Here is a 17,472-nt window from a genome sequence, read left to right on the forward strand (position 1 = left end):
CCTGGCTACGAACCAGGCGGTCGAAGGTTCGAATCCTTCCGAGCGCGCCATTATTTAGAAACCTCGCTTAGGCGGGGTTTTTTATTAACAAAAATTTATCATATCAATAACCTTATGATTACAACGTGATGTTTTTTAAGGATAAATCGCGGTAATTTTAAGCCTGTCTCAGTTTTCCAACCCCAGTTTGTTTATGTTGAAATCTATGGTTGAGTCATAGTATGAAGTTCTGTGTAAGTACAAATACACCATAAATTGTCGTGCTCATCATAGTTTTTCATTTGAATGACGTTTTAATGACGACTGTAGATTAAACAAAATTGACAAACTTTCACCAATCGAGATAATCCTAGACCTCTTGCAATGGATCAATGCAAGAACCATTGCTTGTCAATCTGTGTGCAGTGACGCCACGTTTTATGATTGAGTAACTTGTCAGGATGACAAAGAAAGGACGCAACATGACTAATATTGGAAGCCTGCTAGGAGACGCAGCCGCCCTAATGTTCACGGGTATGGCTGTTGTATTTGTATTCCTAACAATCCTCGTTTATCTCGTTCGGTTAATGTCGAAATTGGTACCAGAAGAAGTGCCCGAACCGATCGCAGTTCCTACAAAAATTAAAACACAACAATCCCCCTCAAATGGCGTTAGCCCAAGTGTTGTTGCAGCGATTTCTGCCGCTGTTCATCAATACCGCACTTCGGCCGCTAAATAGATTGAGTTAAAGCTTAAAAGGAGTTAATGAGCATGTCTAAACCACTAGCTATCACGGACGTGGTACTTCGTGACGCCCACCAGTCTCTGTTCGCAACGCGGATGCGTATTGAAGATATGTTACCTATCGCAGCCGAGCTCGATAAAGTGGGATATTGGTCTTTAGAAACGTGGGGGGGAGCCACCTTTGATGCGTGTATTCGTTTCTTGGGTGAAGATCCTTGGGAACGCTTGCGCGAACTTAAAAAAGCCATGCCAAACACACCAATGCAGATGCTATTGCGCGGACAAAACCTATTGGGTTACCGCCACTATGCTGACGATGTGGTGGAAAAATTTGTTGAACGTGCCCATGCCAATGGTATGGACGTGTTTCGTATTTTTGACGCGATGAATGATGTACGCAACTTCGAAAAAGCGGTAAAAGCTGCCGTTGATGTTGGTGCCCACGCGCAAGGTACACTGTCTTATACGACAAGCCCTGTACATAATACGGATACATGGGTTGATTTAGCCAAGCGCTTAGAAGACTTAGGTTGCCACTCTTTATGTATTAAAGACATGTCTGGCTTACTTAAACCTTATGAAGCCGAAGAACTTATCTCACGCATAAAATCATCATGTGAAGTGCCACTGGCGCTGCACTGTCATGCAACAACCGGGCTATCAACGGCGACGGCGGTTAAAGCGGTCGAAGCTGGGATAGATATTCTAGATACGGCTATCTCTTCAATGAGTCAGACCTATGGCCACACGCCTACAGAAACCGTTGTGGCAATGCTACAAGGCACTGAACGTGACACCAATCTTAAGCTCGAGCAGATTGAACCTATCGCAGCGTATTTCCGTGAAGTTCGTAAGAAGTATGCAAAATGGGAGGGTCAACTGAAAGGGGTTGATTCACGTATCCTTATTGCGCAAGTTCCAGGTGGTATGCTGACCAACATGGAAGGGCAGCTAAAAGAGCAAGGTGCAGCGGATCGTATCGATGAAGTTCTCGAAGAAATCCCAAGAGTTCGTGAGGATCTTGGCTTTATTCCTTTGGTAACACCAACATCACAGATCGTTGGTACTCAAGCGGTGATCAACGTATTAACGGGTGAGCGCTATAAGAGTATTACTAAAGAGACAGCTGGTGTGCTTAAAGGGGAATATGGTAAGGCACCGGCAGAAGTGAACGCTGAACTTCAAGCAAAAGTTCTAGATGGTGCTCAAGCAATTACCTGTCGTCCAGCTGATTTGCTGGAAGCGGAGCTCGATACATTGACGGAAGATTTGCTGCAAAAAGCAAAATCCGATGGTATTTCTCTTGCTGAAGATACAGTGGATGATGTTCTAACTTATGCGCTCTTCCCACAAGTGGGTCTTAAGTTCCTGAAGAATCGCCATAACCCTGATGCATTTGAGCCTGCTCCTGGTAAAGAAGAAGCAAAACCTGCTGCCTCTACTGTAGTTCCAGCAGCAAGTACTGCGGGTATTGAGTCATACAGCGTGAAAGTCGATGGTCAGGTTTATGATGTTGAAGTGGGTCCAAAAGGTGAGCTTACTTCAGTGACACCAGCATCAGGGGCTACTGCTGCCACTCCAGCACCTGCAGCTGCAACGAATGTTGAAGCGGTGTCTGCTCCGTTAGCGGGGAATATCTTTAAAGTTAATGTCGCATCTGGTGCTCAAGTTCAAGAAGGTGACGTGCTACTTATCTTAGAAGCGATGAAGATGGAAACAGAAGTGCGTGCTGCGCAAAGCGGTGTGGTTCAAGATGTACACGTGAAAGAAGGTGATGCTGTCGTTGTAGGCGCGCCTCTTGTTAGCTTAGCGTAAGGGAGCACCATGGAAGGATTGATGACCTTATGGTCAGAAACAGGGATCGCTAACTTTGAATTCGGCCAAATCTGCATGATCTTGGTCGGATGCACCTTGTTGCTCTTAGCGATTCGTAAGGGCTTTGAACCACTACTGCTTTTACCTATTGGCTTTGGCGCTATTTTGGCGAATATTCCGAATGCTGGTTTTACCGAGCCGGGTGGTTTGCTGTACTACGTCTATTATATCGGTATCGAGTCTGGCGTCTTCCCATTACTCATCTTTATGGGTGTTGGAGCAATGACTGACTTTGGAGCATTAATCGCTAACCCGAAAACCTTATGGTTAGGGGCTGCGGCTCAATTTGGTATCTTTGCCACCTTGTTTGGTGCAATTTTGCTGAACTATGTACCAGGTATGGAGTTCTCCATGCAAGATGCCGCTTCCATTGCCATCATCGGCGGTGCAGATGGGCCAACGGCTATCTTCTTAGCAAGCCGACTTTCGCCGGATCTTCTCGGTGCAATTGCTGTCGCTGCTTATAGCTACATGGCACTGGTTCCGATTATCCAGCCGCCGATTATGAAAGCGTTGACCACGCCAGAAGAGCGTACTATTAAGATGGCACAACTTCGCCATGTTAGTAAGGGCGAGAAGATCTTATTCCCATTGGCCGTGTTGTTGATGACTATCTTGTTCCTCCCTTCTGCGACACCTTTAGTGGGGATGTTCTGTCTGGGCAACTTGATGCGAGAGGCGGGCGTTGTCGATCGATTATCGAAAACGGCACAAAATGAGCTCATCAATATTGTGACGATCTTCTTAGGTCTTGGTGTCGGTTCGAAGCTTCAAGCGGAAGAGTTCTTAAACTTTGAGACTCTGGGTATTCTTGCTCTCGGCGCGGTTGCTTTTAGTATCGGTACTGGGGCTGGGGTATTAATGGCGAAGTTGCTTAACAAGTACTCTAAAGAAGACATTAACCCATTGATTGGTGCGGCAGGTGTTTCTGCGGTACCTATGGCTGCACGTGTTGTGAATAAGGTGGGTTTACAAGCTAACCCACAAAATTTCCTATTGATGCATGCAATGGGTCCTAACGTTGCTGGCGTATTGGGCTCGGCGGTAGCAGCAGGTATCTTGTTGGCTCTGGTAGGCTAAATGCGAATCCCTATGGTATTAATCGGGGGAGCTTAGGCTCCCCCTTTTTTATTTTTGGTTATCAGCTCAAGACAAAGAGTCACAAAAGTGATTGAATTTGTTACATACTGGGTGTGAGTTGATGAAAAGATAATCTAGACTCAAACCGGTATTTCGTTACTATGGAATCTTAAATCGGAAGAGGAAGCCGCGATGAAGTGTAAACAAATAGTCATCCCAGAATTTGGTTCAGCAGAAGTATTGGCATTTCAGGAGGTCGATATTCCTCAACCAAAAGCCGGCGAGGTATTGATAAAAGTCGCCTATGCTGGAATTAATCCTATTGATGTGAAGACACGTGCTGGATTGGGGTGGGCGGCGGCTGAAAACAAAGATAACTTACCTTGGGTGCCTGGTTATGATATCTCGGGTTCAATTGCAGGCTTAGGTGAAGGCGCACAAACGTTTGAAGTAGGCCAAGAGGTTGTGGGGTTTATTGGTTTCCCTCTTCGTGCGGGTGGTTATAGTCAATACGTATGTGTGCCCGAAACAGAGCTTACTGCATTGCCTAACACGGTTGCCTTGGAAGCAGCGGCAGCGTTGCCATTGGCTGGACAAACCGCCGCACAAGCAATCAATATAGCGCAAGTGCAAGAAGGCGAAAGAGTGTTAATCCTAGCGGGTGCTGGTGGCGTTGGTCACATCGCGGTTCAGCTAGCAGTAGCGACCAAAGCAGAGGTGTATACGACTTGCAGTGAACGCAATCTCGATTATTTGGCTACATTAGGTGCTCATGCTATCAATTATGAATTCGCGCCAGCTTCAGAGCGACTAAGCGATGTTGATGTACTGATTGACCTAGTCGGTGGCGATGTCGCGTTAGATGCACTTAAGTGTTTAAGAGATAATGCTCGAGTTGTCACCATTCCGACGATTACGGCAGAGCTGGTGTGCGAAAAAGCCAAACTTCTTGGTTTTGAAGCGAGTGGAATGCTAGTGTCTCCCGATACCAAACAGATGGAAACCTTACTGTACATGGTAGGCGTTGGACTACTAAAAACCGAAATTCAGCACGTTTTCCCTTATTCACAAGTGGTTGAGGCTCACCAACAAGTCGAAACCAGCCGCACTCGCGGCAAAGTCCTACTTGATATGCAATGCTAGAAACATTTTCTCAATTCCTAGCGGAGTCATGGTTTGCCGACTCCGCACTCGCGGTTCTTTTTATTTCTGGATTTTTAAGTGCGACCTTACTTCCAGGTGGTTCAGAAGCCGGGCTAGTGGCGACCTTAAGTCTGCAACAATACGCCCCTGCCATGGTGATTTTGGTTGCTACCATAGGTAATACTCTTGGGGGGGTAACCAACTACTGGATTGGTATTTGGTTGCCAAATCGAACTCAGGAAGAGAAACATGGTCATAAAGCCATGGCATGGATACAGAAGTATGGCTACTGGACGTTATTGTTGAGTTGGCTGCCGATCATTGGCGATCCATTATGTTTAGCAGCAGGTTGGCTGCGTATGAAGTTTCTGCCATGTGTTGTACTTATTGCGATTGGTAAAGCGCTACGTTATATCGCGCTGACCGCTATCTTCTACGGTCTTTTCTAAGGAGCATTTATGAATAAGATCTGGCTCGGCGTTCTATCGCTGGTCTTTCTATACGGTTGCAGTAGTAACGAACCGTCAAATCAAGCCAGTAGTGCTTTGCCTAAAGGTGTCACTTTAATTGAAGAGGCCAAAGCTGATCCAGACAAGGTCATGATTCCTTATTCAAAATACCGCTTGGAAAATGGCCTCACTGTTATCTTAGCGCCCGATGACTCGGATCCTTTAGTGCATGTGGATGTTACCTACCATGTGGGATCGGCTCGTGAAGAGGCCGGAAAATCCGGTTTCGCGCATTTCTTTGAACATATGATGTTCCAAGGTTCAGAGCACGTCGGCGATCAGCAACATTTTAAGATCATTACCGAAGCGGGCGGCACTTTAAACGGTACGACCACGCGCGATCGCACCAATTATTTTGAAACCGTTCCATCTAACCAATTAGAGAAGATGTTGTGGCTTGAAGCGGATCGTATGGGCTTTTTGCTTGGAGCAGTTTCTCAGAAAAAATTCGAAATTCAGCGTGATACGGTGAAAAACGAACGCGCTCAAAACTATGATAATCGTCCTTATGGTCTTATTTGGGAAAAAATGGGTGAAGCCATGTTCCCTGAAGGACATCCATATTCTTGGCAGCCAATTGGGTATGTTGAAGATCTTGATCGTGTTGACGTGAATGATCTTAAAGCATTTTTCCTACGTTGGTATGGACCAAACAATGCTGTACTCACCATTGGTGGTGACATCGATAAAGCACAAACATTGGCATGGGTAGAAAAATACTTTGGCTCTATTCCTAGAGGACCAGAGGTCGACAAGGCACCAAAACAGCCAGCCGTGCTGCCAAACGATCGTTACGTGACGTTAGAAGATCGTATTCGCCAGCCGATGGTAGTGATTGGTTGGCCTACGACTAGCTATCGAGGTGCAAAAGATCAAGCTGTGCTTGAGGCAATGGCTGATGCCATCGGTGGTGGCACCAATAGTTTGTTGTATCAAAAACTGATCAAAACGCAAAAGGCGCTGAATGCCGGGGCATTCAGCGATTGTAATGAGCTAGCTTGTAACTTTTACGTGTACGCCATGGGCGCTTCAACAGACAAAGATGGTCTAAAAGCGCTATACAACGAGTTGTTAGCAACGTTAAATGAGTTTGAAAAACAAGGCATCAGTGAAGAGAGACTGAAACAGATTACTGGCCTTTCTGAATCAGGCGCTGTTTTCGCACTACAAAGTGTCAAAGGCAAGGTCTCACAGTTAGCCTCTAACGAAACCTTTTTTGGTCAACCAGATCGTTTAGAACAGCAGTTACAGCAGATACGTGCGGTTACTCCTCAGGATGTGGCTAATGCTTACGACACCTTCATCAACGGTAAGCATAAAGTCACCTTAAGTGTGGTACCTAAAGGCCGTAAGGATATAGCGGTTGAGCCTGCTAATTTCGTGACACCGCCGAGAACATTACCCCAATACAGCAAAGTGACGGAAGACCAATTGGCATTCCGACGACCTGTTGACACCTTTGATCGTAGCGCTATGCCTAAAGTCGCGGAAGGGATTAAAGCTAAGATGCCAGAGCTGTATAGCTTACAGTTCGATAATGGCAGTGAGTTGCTAGGTACAGAAACGCGGGAAACACCAACGGTGGAGATTCACTTCCAGTTGCCTGCAGGCGATCGCTATGTTGAGAAGGGGAAAGAAGGCTTGGCAGGGCTAACTGCTTCTATGATGGAGGAAGGAACCACAAAACGTAGTGTGGAAGAACTGCAAGCGGAGCTCGATCGATTAGGTAGCCGAATTGGATTTAGCGCAGGAGCTTACACCACACGCGTGTCGGTCTCGGCTCTAGCGAAGAACTTGCCAGAGACCTTAGCGTTGCTCGAGGATGCGCTATTCCACCCTGCTATGAAACAGGAAGACTTCGACCGCTTGAAAGCACAAACGCTAGAAGGCTTGGTTTACCAGCATCAGAAACCAAGCTGGATGGCATCACAAGCGACGAGAGAGGTGTTGTTTGGAAAGTCTGTATTTGGTCGCTCATCTGATGGTACTGAAGCGTCGATTGCTTCAATTACGCTTGATGACGTGAAGCGCTTCTATCGCAAGCACTACACACCACAAGGGGCACAAATTGTTGTGGTTGGTGATATTTCCCAGAAACAGATCAAGAAGCAATTGGCATTTTGGCAGTCTTGGAGCGGAGAAGCGGCACCATTGATTCGTCCAGAAGCCGTAATGCCTCTAACTGGTCAACATATCTTCTTGGTAGATAAGCCAGCAGCACCACAAAGTATTGTACGTTTGGTGCGCCGAGGGTTGCCGTTTGACGCAACGGGCGAGCTGTATTTGAGTCGACTGGCTAATTTTAATTTGGCGGGTAACTTCAATAGCCGTATCAATCAGAATTTGCGAGAGGACAAAGGTTACACCTATGGTGCGAGTGGCTATTTCGCGAGTAATCGTGAAATTGGGGCGATTGTTTTTAGTGCTCAAGTGAGAGCCAACGCTACGATTCCTTCTATTGAGGAGCTCATTAAAGAGCTAAAAGACTATAGCCAAAATGGTATGACCGATGAAGAGCTAGAGTTTATGCGCCTTGCTGTGGGACAACAAGATGCATTGACTTACGAAACACCAAGTCAAAAAGCCAGTTTGTTGTCGTCAATTTTAACCTATAGTTTGGATAAGGATTACCTCCAGCAGCGTAACGACATTGTCGAATCGGTGGACAAATCGGTGCTCAACGAACTGGCTGGGAAGTGGTTCGATCCAAACCAATACCAAATCATCGTTGTGGGAGACGCAAAGAGTCTAAAACCGCAACTTGAGAAACTGAATATTCCAATTGAAGAACTTGAAATCACGCAATAGAGTGACCATATAGAAGGGATGGATGACACCGGCTCTTGTTTATTCAATAAGATAGCGTGTATGGTGTCTCCAGCCTTCAATTGGAATAACAAAACTATAAGCGAATCGCATTGTGACTAAATTTGCTGCGCGACTGGATCAAGTTGCTAAAGACCAAGCCATTTTTAAACAGTTTGGACGAGGTGTGGAAAGGGAATCGTTGCGTTATACCGACGATGGCCACTTAGCGACAACACCGCATCCAGAGGCGCTAGGCTCAGCCCTAACGAACGAATACATTACGACGGATTTCTCCGAGTCACTACTGGAGTTTATTACACCAGTTTCTCGTGATGTTGATACGCTGATCAATCAGTTATCTGATATCCATCATTTTACTCAGACAAAATTAGGCAACGAGAAATTGTGGCCACTGTCTATGCCTTGTTATGTGGGCAGTGAAGATGATATCGCCTTAGCTCAGTACGGTAGCTCGAACTCTGGACGTATGAAGACACTTTATCGTCAAGGGCTGAAGCATCGCTACGGTAGCTTAATGCAGATTATTTCTGGTGTGCATTTTAACTTCTCATTCCCTGAGTCATTCTGGGATGCGTTATTTGGTGAGCAAGACGAAAAAGCACGCCAAGATGCGAAATCAGAAGCCTATTTTGGTCTTATCCGAAATTATTACCGTTTTGGCTGGTTAATTCCTTATTTCTTTGGCGCATCACCAGCCATTTGCTCGTCTTTCCTGCAAGGAAAAGAGACCAAACTGCCATTTGAGAAAGTGGGCGGCACGCTCTATTTACCAAAAGCAACCTCACTGAGATTGAGTGATTTGGGTTATACCAATAGCGCGCAAAGTGCACTTAAGATTGGCTTTAACAGCCTTGACCAGTATCTGGAAGGGTTAAACCAAGCGATCCACACTCCTTCTGAAAATTTTGCCAAGATTGGCGTAAAAGTAGAGGGTGAGTATCGTCAGCTTAACGACTATGTGTTGCAGATTGAGAATGAACTGTATGCCCCTATTCGTCCTAAACGTGTAGCTCAAAGCGGTGAAAAACCATCAGAAGCACTATCGCGTGCAGGTGTTGAGTACATTGAAGTCCGTTCTTTAGATGTGAATCCATTTAGTCCAATTGGAATTACTGCAGATCAGATTCGTTTCTTAGATCTCTTCTTAACCTGGTGTGTTTTGAAAGACTCTGAGCCTATGGACAATTGTGAGCTTGAATGCTGGCGTGAGAACTGGAACAAAGTGATTGTTGAAGGCCGACAAGTTGGCCTTGAACTGAAAATCGGTTGTGATGGTGAAGTGCTTGATAGTCAGTCATGGGTAAAACGTGTGTTTGTGGATCTTCGAGAGATTGCTAAACATATGGATGCTGCGCACGGTGGCAACGAGTATCAAAACGTATGTGACACTCTGGAAGTTTGGAACGACGACCCTGAGCTGTCCATTTCTGGCCGTTTACTCGAGAAAACTAAGGCATTAGGTGGTCTAGGTAAAGTAGGTTGTGAGCTTGGTAAAGAATATCGTCAGAAGAATTTAGATCATCAATATCATGCTTATTCGTCTGATGCTATGGAAACGGAAGTGATTCGTTCGGTTGAAGTTCAGAAAGTGATTGAAGCTTCAGATAAAGAAAGTTTCGATGATTTCTTAACGAACTATTTCGCGTATCTCACCCCAGAACGTATGCAGGCGATTAACAAGTAAGCAAGGTTGCACCTCTTGGTGTAGCCGCTTACAATCGAGCCACTAATCACTTACTCACTGCTTTTGCGGTGAGTAACGCTAAGGAGAATCAATCATGCCACTACTGGATAGCTTCACGGTAGACCACACAAAGATGCACGCACCAGCTGTACGTGTAGCGAAAACAATGCAAACCCCTAAAGGCGACACCATTACGGTATTTGACCTACGTTTCACGGCGCCGAACAAAGATATCCTTTCAGAGAAAGGCATCCACACGCTTGAGCACCTATACGCAGGCTTCATGCGTGCACACTTAAATGGTGATGCCGTGGAAATCATCGATATTTCTCCAATGGGCTGCCGTACGGGTTTCTACATGAGTCTAATTGGTACGCCTTCAGAGCAACAAGTGGCGGACGCTTGGTTAAGCGCGATGCAAGACGTGCTGAAAGTGGAAAGTCAGAACAAAATTCCCGAGCTAAATGAGTACCAGTGTGGTACTGCTGCTATGCACTCTTTAGAAGAGGCAAAAGCGATTGCGGAAGCGATTATTGCAGCGGGTATTCAAGTGAACAAAAACGACGAGCTAGCGTTGCCTGAGTCAATGCTTCAAGAGTTGAAAGTCGATTAATTGGATACCTAAATAGGCGTCTTAATGATGTTTACGAAATGATGGCTTTAAAAGGATGACTATTTGGTCATCCTTTTTTATTGCTTAACTTAAGCCCACTGTGCTTCAAACCAGCTTTCGAGAATCACGACCGCTGACTGACAGTCGACATTGCCTTTCGATAGTGCTTTATAACCGCCCATTTCAAAAAGCTCGGCTCGCGCTTCTGCGGTGGACAGACGTTCATCGTGCAACTCTACTTGAAGCCCAAATCGGCCATGAACTCGATTGGCAAACTTTTTCGCTCGTGCGGTAATTTCCTCCAGTGCTTTGCCATGCAGATCGGTCGGTAAACCAACAACGATCAGATCTGGTTGCCACTCTTTGAGCATAGCCTCAATATCATCCCAGTTTGGAATGCCGTCTTTGGCCTTGAAGGCTTTCAGTGGACTTGCGGTGCCAGTGACTTCTTGACCAATGGCGCTACCAATACTCTTGGTTCCATAATCGAAGGCGATAATGGTTCTGGATGTCATAGTGTTTTGTCTCTTACGTCGTGCAGTAAACGGTTCGGGAGGTTAGGCATGCCCAACTTGCGTGGATAACTGAGCAATATCAATGCCAAGCATAGCAACGGCAGTGCTCCATCTTTCTTCGACTGGAGTATCGAAAATGATGCTGGGATCTGCCTCGATGGTTAACCAAGAGTTTTCAGCCAATTCCGATTCAAGTTGGCCGGCACTCCATCCAGAGTAGCCGAGGGCGACCAGATAGTTATCTGGCTGAGCATCAGTACCGAGCACCGCCAGAATATCTTTTGAGGTCGTGACAGAAACCTTGTCCGTGATCTGTATGCTTGATTGATACTTATCTTTGGGTTTATGGAGGATAAAACCTCGATCTTCAGATACAGGGCCTCCATTTAGCACCGGCTCATCGAGGCTCTTACTGTGAGTGGTTTGAGAGGCAATGGGCAACTCGACCTGCACTTGCTTGAGCATATTGGCAACAGTGACATCAATAGGGGTATTAATCATAATCCCCATTGCGCCTTCTTCATTGTGCTCACACACATAAATTACGCTGCGCTGAAAGTAGGGGTCTTGCATCCCCGGCATAGCAACAAGAAAATGGTTGGCTAGGTTCATCATGGCCTCTCCCACAGTTACTTCCCTAAACGGCGCTCGATGGCATCCATCAGCTTGCCAGTAATAGAGATGTCAAAGGCGGCCTCAATCTCACGAATGCAAGTTGGGCTGGTGACATTGATTTCAGTTAGTTTGTCGCCAATCACATCCAGACCTACAAATATTAGGCCTTTCTCTTTTAAAGTTGGAGCAACGGCTTCGGCAATTTGCTTATCTGTCTCACTTAAGGGACGAGCTTCACCGCGGCCACCCGCAGCTAGGTTACCACGTGTTTCACCTTTCGCGGGAATACGAGCTAAGCAATATGGCATAGGCTCTCCATCAACGACGAGGATACGCTTGTCACCATTGCTGATGTCAGGAACAAAAGTCTGTGCCATCGCGTAGTTTTGGCCGTGATTGGTCAACGTTTCAATAATAACTGACACGTTAGGGTCATCTTGCTTAACGCGGAAAATGGAGGCACCGCCCATACCATCTAGTGGCTTAAGAATAACGTCACCATGCTGGTCGCGGAACTGCTTAATCTTGTCGGCTTTACGAGTCACAATCGTCGTTGGAGTAAGCTCAGGGAACCAAGCTGTGAACAGCTTTTCGTTGCAGTCACGTAGGCTTTGTGGCTTGTTAACGATTAATGTGCCTTTCTCTTCTGCGCGCTCAAGGATGTATGTCGCGTAAATATATTCAGTATCAAATGGTGGATCTTTGCGCATCAATACGGCATCAAGTTCTGACAGTTCAATAGTTTGCTCAGAAGTGAATTCATACCAGCCATTTGGGTCTTCTTTCAGCGTGACAATCTTGGTATCGGCAACGGCTGTGCCTTGATCTAAATGCAGATCGTTCATTTCCATATAATGGATTTCATAACCACGACGTTGGGCTTCCAACATCATTGCGAAACTAGAATCTTTCTTAATGTTGATGGATGAAATTGGATCCATCACGATACCGAGTTTGAGCATTATTTTTCTCCCGTTAACCTAAATCGCCAAAGCGTACTTGCAGTGCAGTGATGGCCGTTAATGCCGCCGTTTCTGTTCGCAAAACACGAGGACCAAGCAGGGTTTCTTCAAATTGATATTGTTCTGTCATTTCAATTTCTTGCGCCGATAGACCTCCTTCAGGGCCTATAAGCAGGCGAACCTTAGTTACAGGTTCTGGCAAGGTATTGACTGAATATTTCGCTCTTGGATGTAGGTTGAGCTTAAGGGCTTCCGATGGTTCTGCACACCATTGTTCTAGCGACATAATCGGTCGTATTTCAGGAATGGTGTTACGCCCGCATTGTTCGCAAGCACTGATAGCAATCTTCTGCCACTGCTGCAGTTTTTTTTCAAAGCGTTTAGCGTCGAGCTTAACGCCGCAGCGCTCTGAGATAAGCGGGGTGATGGTATTGACGCCTAACTCAACCGACTTTTGGATAGTGAACTCCATTTTATCGCCTCGAGAAATGACCTGACCTAAATGCAGATCTAAAGGCGACTCTATGCTGGCCGACACCTTTTCTAGTATGTCGACATCCACATTCTTTTTACCAATCTGAGTAATAGTGGCTGGAAATTCATGGCCCGTGCCATCAAACAGCAATACTTCTTGACCTTCTTTCATGCGCAATACGCGACCCACATGGCCAGCGGCATCTTCACTTAGTGCAAGAGCTCCCAAAGCGTGGATTGGTTCAGGGTGATAGATACGAGGTATACGCATAAAAACTTCCAAAGAACAAAACTGTATAGAGGTATAAGATGGATGCCCGCCTTTAAAATTACAAGGGTTGGCGTGTCGAATTAACTAGGATTTTTACAAGCTTCCGCCACAAATGGGTTGTCGTTACCTTGAATACGCTTGATGCGTTCATTGCGAGTGCACTCCCAGGTGTCGACAGGGTAAGTTTTATTCCAAGCTTGCATTAACTGTGTTTGTTGTTTGGACAACCTAAACCCGTACTCTTTACTCATATATAAGTAGGTACGGGCGATAGAACCTTTAGCTCTGTCTGGTGGCATTACTTTGCGTTGTTTGAAGTTAACTTGCATCTCGCAACGACCATAACTGACGCCATCCATACCATTCCACTGAGAGAAATTGTAATTGGAGCGGTCTCCATTGACTTCACCGATAGCCGGCGTGAGATTGTGTAAATCCGCCTCCATCAATTTGAACGCTTTATCGTTTCGGGTGCAGTTCTTCCGACCGCCTTCTTGCCAACATTGACGCTGGTGGCCAAATTGCCATGCGGGTACGACATGTTCCCATTCAATACGACTCGCACGTTTCTGCTGTTTGCGAACTTGATAACCACAAGAGGACAGATCAGGAACGCCTTTTTTGCCTTGCCATTGAATATCACACCCACAGTAAAAACTGATAGGGTGGTCAGCATAGATTTTAACGGCTTCCTTCTTCGCTTTGCTAAAGCTACTAGGTGGAGCACTGAGCGCCGCGAAAGGGGTTAAGCCGATGAATAGCGTCAAGATAAAAGGTAAATAACGGTTCATTGCAAGTCTTTAAAAAGGTTGAGATAACCTAGTTTAACTCGCAAAAAGTGCCTAATCTACCGATAGATATGTAGATTACTTAGCAAAGATCCTCAGTTTAACTGAGTTGTTTGCCCGTGAATTCAATTTGGCGACCACATTTTCGGCAACGATAACTGGCTTGCTGACGCATCACTTTGTTGTGCCTTCTTATGGATACAGGGAAAGTGTCGCACTGACAGCGGTATTCGAAGGTACGACCTTGAACAGATTGTACATCCATGGAATGTGTGGTTTGGGGTGTTAACGAAAAGACCTGGCTCATAACCATTTGCCACTCTGTTCCATGGGGGCGCACTCGACCAAAGCAAGCAAACGTAATGAGGTGAGCGACTTCATGTGGAATCACTTCGTTGATAAAAGCTTGTTGGTTCTCCGAAAACAAGACTGGATTTAAACGTATTTCCCACGTTTGCAAGTAGGCCTTTCCCGCAGCTTTGCCACGAAGTTGGTAGTTGAGGGTGGGCATGGGAAAGTCTCGCTCAAAGAAGTGACGAGCCTGTTCGATACATTGTGCTAGCTTTTTTACTGCGAGGTAGTGCAGCTCTTCGGATGGAGATGACTTCATTTAACTCAATCAAAAAATAACGCCCAACTGAGGGCGTTATTTTAGAGACATTGGTTGCGTTTGCAATATATTGCTCGTTGGCTTAAGGATGATGTTTTTTCTTTATGGTTTCGTGATAAGCGTGCCATGTACCATACCCTAGGATTGGCATAGTAATGATCATTCCAATGCCATAAGTAGCGAAGCCAATCAAGATGCCACCGCAGATTACCAAGGCCCACACAATCATGGCTGGTATATTCGATTTGACCGCATTAAAGCTAGTAAATACAGCGGTCATCACATCGACGCGTCTCTCCATCATGAGCGGAATTGAGAACGCAGAAATACTGAAGATAATCGAAGCAATCACAGCTCCTACAACGCTACCCGTAATTAAAAATGGTGCAAATTCAGTCAAGGGTGCACCTTGAACAGAAGGGTAGAGAGCATGCAACAAAGCAGCGATTCTCATCCAGAAAATCATGGCCACTGCGAGTAGTACAGCAAATGCCCACTGTGAGGTGGAGTTCCTACCAATGGCTTTCATGGAGTGGAACAGACTGGGTTTGTGTCCTTTTTCTCTTTCCCATGCTGCGTCGTACAACCCAAGTGCCAAAAATGGCCCTATGAGCATATAAACCACCAAACTCGGCATGATGACTAGATGGGTTCCTTGCCATTGTACTAATAGCACAATGGCGACAGCGGCAGCAGTAAAGCATAAGCCATAAAACGCGCTGATAATTGGCATTCGAATAAGGTCATGCAAACCAAGTGCTAACCAGTGAAATGGCGCTGATACACTCAGTTGATTGCAAGGAATAGTTTTAGCGTAATCTTGATCCCTGACTTCGTGTTTCTTATGGAAGTCGTCGGTATTTACAGTTCGAGGCATATGTCCTCCCTGATGTGACAAACTGGCCTACGTTTCTCAGGACATGGCGCTAACGATGCTGGTTATTCAGCACGAACAGTTTTAGCAAAGTGTCGTTGTTTAGCGTCTTCCCCTCATAAGTGCTCTATTTACAGTACGAACCTCAGACCCCAAAAGGTCTGTTTGCAAGGGCACTTTTGATTAACTATTAACCGAGTTGTGAGAAAACACAATTTTCAGAAGGGTATAAATTACGTGCCGCAAAGTTCATTTTTAACAATATCGCAACAAAGTGTTTGAAATGGTTAGCAATAAAAACAAAAAAGCCTTCAAAAAATATTTTGAAGGCTTTTTAGAGTATTAGTTCAGATTTGGCAGATTATAAACCAGCGAAGTCGCGTAGGATTGCTGCTTTGTCTGTCGCTTCCCATGGGAACTCTTCACGACCGAAGTGACCGTATGCTGCTGTCTTCTTATAGATTGGCTGAAGAAGGTTTAGCATCTCTTGCAGACCATATGGACGTAGGTCGAAGTTTTGGCGTACTGCTTCGACGATGATGTCGTGAGGTACTTTTTCAGTACCAAATGTTTCCACCATGATAGAGGTTGGATCAGCAACACCGATAGCGTAAGAAAGTTGGATTTCACAACGATCTGCCATGCCAGCAGCAACAATGTTTTTCGCTACATAACGTGCTGCGTATGCTGCACTGCGGTCTACTTTTGATGGATCTTTACCAGAGAATGCACCACCACCGTGACGTGCTGCACCGCCGTAGGTATCAACGATGATCTTACGACCTGTTAGACCACAGTCACCCATTGGACCACCGATTACGAAACGACCGGTTGGGTTGATGAAGAAGTTAGTCTCTTTGTTGATCCACTCAGATGGCAGTACTGGTTTGATGATCTCTTCCATTACCGCTTCGCGTAGGTCTGGTGTAGAGATTGAATCACAGTGCTGAGTTGAAAGAACAACTGCATCAATACCAACGATCTTACCTTGATCGTATTGGAACGTTACCTGAGATTTAGCGTCCGGACGCAACCAAGGTAGAGTGCCGTTCTTACGTACTTCTGCTTGTTTTTGAACAAGACGGTGAGAGTAAGTAATAGGAGCTGGCATTAGGATGTCAGTTTCGTTAGTTGCGTAACCGAACATAATGCCTTGGTCACCAGCGCCTTGCTCTTTAGGGTCTGCTTTATCAACACCTTGGTTGATATCTGGAGACTGTTTACCGATAGTGTTTAGTACCGCACAAGAATCTGCGTCAAAGCCCATATCTGAATGAACGTAACCGATTTCACGAACAGTTTCACGAGTCAATTCTTCGATATCAACCCATGCTGAAGTAGTGATCTCACCACCTACCATCACCATGCCAGTCTTAACGTACGTTTCACAAGCAACACGTGCTTTTGGGTCTTGTTCTAGGATTGCATCAAGTACCGCATCAGAAATTTGGTCAGCGATTTTATCTGGATGGCCTTCTGATACAGATTCAGAAGTAAATAGGTGCTTAGCCATGAGAGCTCCAATTACATTTTAAAGCGAGTATGTTGTACTCACTTATAGAAAATTCAATGATATATTGTAGGTGTATCTACATCTAGACGTCTATTCTATTCATCAATGTGCGATTAGCAAGCGATTTTTGCTTTTAAGTTATAGCCAATCGTTTGCCTATTTTTGTCAAAGAAACGCGCTTTAGTTCGACATTATCGCGGCAAAAGGCCAAAAAATGATGGTAAAACGTTTGCAGAGAGTATGGGGCTTTGCGACAATAGCGCCGCTGATTATTCGTTCAGCTGATGAAAAACTTGGAATTCGCTTAATGCACTCAGGAGCCTACATGTCTTCTCGTAAACAACTCGCTAATGCAATCCGCGCGCTAAGCATGGATGGTGTTCAACAAGCTAA

The 17,472-nt window shown here is 45.6% G+C and carries 16 protein-coding genes; 8 read left to right on the plus strand and 8 right to left on the minus strand.

What is annotated here, in order from left to right:
* Positions 1–461 precede the first annotated feature (461 nt).
* From AWH66_RS03975 to luxS, 8 genes are all read left to right on the plus strand, one after another.
* Positions 462–719 (plus strand): oxaloacetate decarboxylase subunit gamma, encoded by a 258-nt coding sequence (locus AWH66_RS03975; protein ID WP_006075158.1) that lies wholly within the window; start codon positions 462–464, stop codon positions 717–719.
* Between the two features lie 32 nt (positions 720–751).
* Positions 752–2,539, plus strand: coding sequence for a sodium-extruding oxaloacetate decarboxylase subunit alpha (oadA, locus tag AWH66_RS03980; RefSeq protein WP_063605848.1), 1,788 nt, complete (start codon positions 752–754; stop codon positions 2,537–2,539).
* A gap of 9 nt (positions 2,540–2,548) precedes the next feature.
* Positions 2,549–3,679: a sodium ion-translocating decarboxylase subunit beta gene (locus AWH66_RS03985; RefSeq protein ID WP_063605849.1), complete on the plus strand. Its 1,131-nt coding sequence runs from the start codon at positions 2,549–2,551 to the stop codon at positions 3,677–3,679.
* Between the two features lie 192 nt (positions 3,680–3,871).
* Entirely contained in the window at positions 3,872–4,822 is a 951-nt protein-coding gene (locus AWH66_RS03990) for an NADP-dependent oxidoreductase (protein ID WP_063605850.1), read from the plus strand.
* A complete protein-coding gene (locus AWH66_RS03995) occupies positions 4,816–5,271 on the plus strand; it encodes a YqaA family protein (protein ID WP_063605851.1) in 456 nt (151 codons plus the stop codon). The genes AWH66_RS03990 and AWH66_RS03995 overlap by 7 nt, the downstream gene beginning before the upstream one ends.
* 9 nt (positions 5,272–5,280) lie before the next feature.
* Positions 5,281–8,139, plus strand: a complete 2,859-nt coding sequence (locus AWH66_RS04000; RefSeq protein WP_063605852.1) for a M16 family metallopeptidase — start codon at positions 5,281–5,283, stop codon at positions 8,137–8,139.
* Positions 8,140–8,251: 112 nt separating this feature from the next.
* On the plus strand, positions 8,252–9,844 hold the full coding sequence (gene gshA, locus AWH66_RS04005; protein ID WP_063605853.1) for a glutamate--cysteine ligase: 1,593 nt from the start codon (positions 8,252–8,254) through the stop codon (positions 9,842–9,844).
* Positions 9,845–9,938: 94 nt separating this feature from the next.
* Positions 9,939–10,457, plus strand: a complete 519-nt coding sequence (luxS, locus tag AWH66_RS04010; RefSeq protein WP_031493706.1) for an S-ribosylhomocysteine lyase — start codon at positions 9,939–9,941, stop codon at positions 10,455–10,457.
* Between the two features lie 89 nt (positions 10,458–10,546).
* On the opposite strand, the gene ruvX is transcribed toward luxS, so the two are convergent.
* The 8 genes from ruvX to metK all read right to left on the minus strand — a co-directional run bounded on the left by ruvX (position 10,547) and on the right by metK (position 17,079).
* Positions 10,547–10,972 (minus strand): Holliday junction resolvase RuvX, encoded by a 426-nt coding sequence (ruvX, locus tag AWH66_RS04015; protein WP_006075166.1) that lies wholly within the window; start codon positions 10,970–10,972, stop codon positions 10,547–10,549.
* 42 nt (positions 10,973–11,014) lie between these two features.
* Positions 11,015–11,584: a YqgE/AlgH family protein gene (locus AWH66_RS04020; protein WP_031493705.1), complete on the minus strand. Its 570-nt coding sequence runs from the start codon at positions 11,582–11,584 to the stop codon at positions 11,015–11,017.
* A 17-nt stretch (positions 11,585–11,601) separates the two neighbouring features.
* Entirely contained in the window at positions 11,602–12,549 is a 948-nt protein-coding gene (gshB, locus tag AWH66_RS04025; protein ID WP_063605854.1) for a glutathione synthase, read from the minus strand.
* 13 nt (positions 12,550–12,562) lie between these two features.
* Complete coding sequence (gene rsmE, locus AWH66_RS04030) at positions 12,563–13,294, minus strand: 16S rRNA (uracil(1498)-N(3))-methyltransferase (protein WP_063605855.1); 732 nt, start codon at positions 13,292–13,294, stop codon at positions 12,563–12,565.
* Positions 13,295–13,374: 80 nt separating this feature from the next.
* Positions 13,375–14,085 carry an endonuclease gene (locus AWH66_RS04035; RefSeq protein WP_063605856.1) on the minus strand — a complete coding sequence of 237 codons (711 nt, stop codon included), beginning with the start codon at positions 14,083–14,085 and terminating at the stop codon, positions 13,375–13,377.
* 97 nt (positions 14,086–14,182) lie between these two features.
* Complete coding sequence (locus tag AWH66_RS04040) at positions 14,183–14,692, minus strand: SprT family zinc-dependent metalloprotease (protein WP_063605857.1); 510 nt, start codon at positions 14,690–14,692, stop codon at positions 14,183–14,185.
* 82 nt (positions 14,693–14,774) lie between these two features.
* A complete protein-coding gene (locus AWH66_RS04045) occupies positions 14,775–15,569 on the minus strand; it encodes a DUF2189 domain-containing protein (RefSeq protein ID WP_063605858.1) in 795 nt (264 codons plus the stop codon).
* Between the two features lie 358 nt (positions 15,570–15,927).
* Positions 15,928–17,079, minus strand: a complete 1,152-nt coding sequence (gene metK / locus AWH66_RS04050; RefSeq protein WP_063605859.1) for a methionine adenosyltransferase — start codon at positions 17,077–17,079, stop codon at positions 15,928–15,930.
* Positions 17,080–17,472: the final 393 nt, after the last annotated feature.

The sequence above is a fragment of the Vibrio barjaei genome, assembly GCF_001639065.2.
GTDB lineage: Bacteria > Pseudomonadota > Gammaproteobacteria > Enterobacterales > Vibrionaceae > Vibrio > Vibrio barjaei.